The 4,525-nt window shown below is 38.6% G+C and carries 3 protein-coding genes; 2 read left to right on the forward strand and 1 reads right to left on the reverse strand.

Going from position 1 to position 4,525, the window contains the following annotated elements; all coding sequences use genetic code 11:
• Positions 1 to 454 precede the first annotated feature (454 nt).
• Positions 455 to 697, forward strand: coding sequence for a hypothetical protein (locus tag BO222_RS06335; RefSeq protein WP_075819394.1), 243 nt, complete (start codon positions 455 to 457; stop codon positions 695 to 697).
• A gap of 880 nt (positions 698 to 1,577) precedes the next feature.
• Here the strand turns inward: BO222_RS06335 and BO222_RS06340 are convergent.
• On the reverse strand, positions 1,578 to 3,536 hold the full coding sequence (locus BO222_RS06340) for an NAD(+) synthase (protein WP_075819396.1): 1,959 nt from the start codon (positions 3,534 to 3,536) through the stop codon (positions 1,578 to 1,580).
• A gap of 661 nt (positions 3,537 to 4,197) precedes the next feature.
• Here BO222_RS06340 and BO222_RS06345 point away from each other — a divergent pair.
• On the forward strand, positions 4,198 to 4,525 hold a 328-nt coding region (locus BO222_RS06345), incomplete at its 3' end, for a hypothetical protein (protein ID WP_143356863.1).

A 4,525-nucleotide genomic window follows, 5' to 3' on the forward strand; every position in this document is an offset into this window, starting at 1 on the left:
GAACTGGTGATGAACAGATTCCAGAAATGGCGCGGTTCAGTTATACCGGCTGATATCATTGACAGCGTTCTTCCCTGGAATGATGAAATCAGAGAACTCTGTGCTCTGTCAGTCTGAATCAATAATACTTCAATGTAAAAAAGGCGAAGTTCTTTGCGTCCTGCAGCTTTCCTGAGAGGAAAGTTTCAGAATCCATAAGATTCTTCGCCTTTAATGGTATATAGGCAATTTCGTTTCGGGCAACCCGTCAAATATAAAGAAGTTACAAAGAGTCGACAAAGGAATATCTATGAAAGCGCATAGAAACCAGGATCATCAAAACAATATGGTTAAAAATGGGATGGAAACTGGATAGGACCAAGTTCCTGACAATTGCAACCTGGTTTTAATTTGATATAATTTTCACAAGCTAACGAAGCGAAATCTTTCTTTCGCTCGGAAAGGATGAATTTGTATGAAATATCTTAACGGAAATGATATGCCAGAGCATGTTCGTCAGGTGCTCAAAGATGTCATTATGAATGGAGAAGCAGCTTCCGTGACTCTGACCTATGGAAACGCTATGCTGATCTCAAAAGATGAATATGAGCGGCTGACAGAAGCGGCCCAGGGCAATGCCTATCATCAATCCGATTATGGACATTTCCGCAGCGGAGATATGCTGGAACGCTTTTTCCGGGAAGAGATCGATTTCTAAAATCTGTTTGCTATGGGATTGTATCTAAAAGAAGAATCTCACAGTGATAAAGAGGACGCTTGATTGATGAATTCTTTTCTGAAATGAAAAGGCCCTGAATCGATCTGTGCAATGAAAGATAAAACATCCACAACAATTTACATCACAATTCAATAATTAATATGAAATAGATGCGTTCGATATGATCGGGCGCTTTTTATTTTGCCTGAGAATGCATGTTTTCTGATTTTCGATCTTTATTATTTTGAGTTTGATGCTCGAGTATTTTCTTCAGATAAGTATCAGATATTGATTATACCTTCATCTTAGAGTGGTTTTATGAATGATCTGAAGAATATTTCTCTTGTCTTTCAATCATCCAAAAGCAGTTTCTCAATCCAGAAGATATTCCGCATCAGGTTGAGTGGATTATATGAAGGATGAAGAAAATGGAACATGGTTGATGAAAAAAGATTAAGATAGAAAATCGGTTCCTTAAACTATTGCAAATTTTCAAGAGAACTTTTCTTAGGGCAAAATGAGTGATTTACAATATTGTTTATACAGAGAATAGTTCAGTGATCAATGAAATCGAAGAGAATAAGCAATAATAAAAGTAAGTAATAAGGAAATAGTGAACCGGGTCTACTGCTTCGGATCAAAACAGAATTCAGTCATTCTCATCATTTTGCAAATTAAACATTTCTTATTCGAGTCTTAAAAAAAGATCTCTTAAACGAATATACGAAATTAAAGCTTCAGAACAGTCAAAGGTATTGTTCTGAAGCTTTTTTGAATTTTGATTTTTTTGTTTGGACGAGATAAGAATATTTCAAATTAAAAATTTTAAATGAAAACGAATTCTGACTGAAAGTTCTTCCTGATCAAATTTGATGAGACCTTAGTTCTGGTAATCTTCAGAATTCAATTCTTGTTCGATGTCGGCAAGATCATTCAGCCACATGGTTCTGGCTGCATCAGAAGGCATTCTCCAGTCACCTCGTGGAGAAAAGTTGATGCTTCCGACTTTTACACCATCCGGCATGACATTTCGCTTGAATTGCTGAGCAAAGAAACGGTTATAGAATGTCTTTAATGCTTTGAGAATCTGAGATTCTGGAACTTCATGAAAGGCCAGACAGGCCAGCTCAAAGATCTTTGACGGACTTTCATGGAATCTGAGCATGTGATAAAGGAAAAAGTCATGAAGATCATAGCTTCCTAAGACTTCTTCCGTTTTCTGAGCAATCTTTCCGGATTGATCAGGTGGGAGAAGTTCAGGGGATACAGGAGTAGCGCAGATGTCATCGAGTACATCTGCAAGTTTTTCATTGCCGAATTTTCTGGCCAGAATGGCTTCTGATTCAACGATATAGCGAACCAGGGTTTTTGGAACGGAGACATTCACGGCATACATACTCATATGATCGCCATTATAAGTGCACCAGCCTAAGGCGAGTTCAGAAAGATCTCCGGTTCCGATGACCAGTCCATTAACCTGATTGGCCAGATCCATCAGGATCTGGGTCCTTTCCCTGGCCTGAGAGTTTTCATAAGTGATATCTCTGATTTCTGGATTGTGGCCAATATCTTCAAAGTGAAGGTTGACCGCTTTTCCAATGGGGATTTCTTTTGCATCTGTACCAAGCAGTTCCATCAGCTGCCATGAGTTGGAGTGAGTACGGTCAGATGTTCCGAAACCTGGCATGGTGATCGCATGAATTCCTTTAGGATCAAGATGAGCCAGTTTAAAGGCTTTGACACATACAAGCAGAGCCAAAGTGGAATCCAGACCTCCGGAGATTCCGATGACTACATTCTGACAATGGATTTTCTCTAATCGAGTAGCCAGACCTCTTGCCTGCAGCGTCAGAATTTCCTGGCAGCGTTCAATTCGCTTATTCAGATTTTTAGGGACAAAAGGATAGGCTTCAATTTCGCGGATCAGCTGTATCTCCTCATACGGTACAGACTCGTAAACGACTTTTCTTACTTTTGGCACTTCTGCAGAAAAGCTTGATTTGTATTTTGAACGATCGTTCTGGAGTATTTCCAGATCAATTTCAGCCTGGATATATTCCTTCGGGTCTTCAAGAGATGAATAAGCAAGCAGTTTTCCGTTTTCTGCGATGAGATCATTGCCGCCAAAAATGAGATCTGAGCTGCTTTCATCACTGCCAGCCGAAGCGTAAATATAAGCGGCATAGGAGCGGGCAGACTGGTTTAAGATCAGATCCCTGCGGTAACTGCGTTTGCCAATTGAATCATTGCTTGCAGAACAGTTGGTCAGAATATTCGCTCCGGCTTGCGCCAACATGGAACTGACGGGGATTGACACCCAAAGATCTTCGCAAATTTCCGGTCCGATGACAGCACCTGTTGTTATATCTTCAAAAACAATGGCTTTGGACAGAGGAACATCTTTACTCATAAATCGAATCGATGCGTCTTCCGGAAGCAGTCTGGCTGAAGCAAACCAGCGTGGTTCATAGTATTCGTTGTAATTAGGGAGATAGTTTTTTGCGTAAAAACCCAGTACCTCATGGTTAAAAATAAAGGCGGCACAGTTATAAAGGTGGTTTTTATATTCGACAGGAATTCCAACGACCAGAGCCAGATTCTCTGGGATTTTTAAAGCGAGAGTTTCCAGAGCTGATAAAGCCTCTTTTTTTAACAGTGACTCATAAAAGAGATCCTGACAGGTATATCCGGTGATTGCCAGCTCAGGAGCAACTGCCAATTGAGTGGAAGGATCAAGTTGATGGATGACATCAAGGATATGTCTGACGTTGGCTTTTGGATTTCCAATCTCAACTTTTGGAGTGATAGCAGCGGTTTTGTAATATTGATATCTTTTCATGTATAAGGCAGAAGCTTCTGCCTGCTCACCTCCTAAATTCAAATCGTTTGGATGAAAAATTGAATGACTGATTAGACTCAATCAGAGATTCATCCTGTTCTGGTAAGGAAATTATACCGGTTTTATGCCTGGGAAAAACAGGAAACAAGCGCTCTGCTTCAGAAGCTTCAATCAAAAGATTTTGAGTTCAGAATTTTAAAGATTGGAAATTTAAAAAAGTAAACGAAGGGTAACTTTCTTACGTTTGTTCTGGATGGATTGTTTCAAAAGCAAGGATTGAAACCATTGAATCGATGATCAATTTTTATATTTACTGAAAAGACAATCTCACAAACAATTCTCAAAGGCTTTTTGGCTCGGGAAGAATCTCATACTGAATTAAATCCAGTCGATTGGATATCTGTAGCTAATTATGAAAAAAGAATTTACAACAGGATGATAAATTTAATTTTTACAGTTACGTAATCGTGATTTGTCACTTCCTTTTATTATGGTTGTTCGTGGTTATATAAAAGCGCCCGTTTTGGGCGTCAAGTTGATTAACACTTGGTTATTTCAGCTTAACGCTCTGGGTGCTTTTTCTTTAACAAATTTGGTATTTAGTTCGATAACTTAAACAACTAAATATCATTTGTCAATCGATAAATAAAGGAGATTTTTTATGAAAAAAGAGAAGATTTATATTGACATTCTTCAACTGCTTAAAAGCCAGAACCTCGGATTTTCAGTACTCGAACAAATGATTCAGGAACACGAAAACAGAATTGAAATGATTGAAGAAACGATCTTAAGAATCAGAAACAATGAACTTAATGGAGCGGTTTTATATAAAGGTGTTTCGGAGGATCACCATTATATGTTTGAAGCCTACGATTCAGTAAGCAAACAAATTGTTCTATCCGATACCGACCTCAACTTTTCAACTTCATTAGTTGAAATTATTGATATAAGCCACTTCACATTAGGGAATTATGAGTTTCAATACTCAA

The organism is Ileibacterium valens, from assembly GCF_001945525.1.
Lineage (GTDB): Bacteria > Bacillota_I > Bacilli_A > Erysipelotrichales > Erysipelotrichaceae > Ileibacterium > Ileibacterium valens.

Coding starts and splice junctions, on each gene's coding strand:
- BO222_RS06340 (WP_075819396.1), bottom strand. CDS start 3,536: ATGAAAAGATATCAATATTACAAAACCGCTGCTATCACTCCAAAAGTT.
- BO222_RS06335 (WP_075819394.1), top strand. CDS start 455: ATGAAATATCTTAACGGAAATGATATGCCAGAGCATGTTCGTCAGGTG.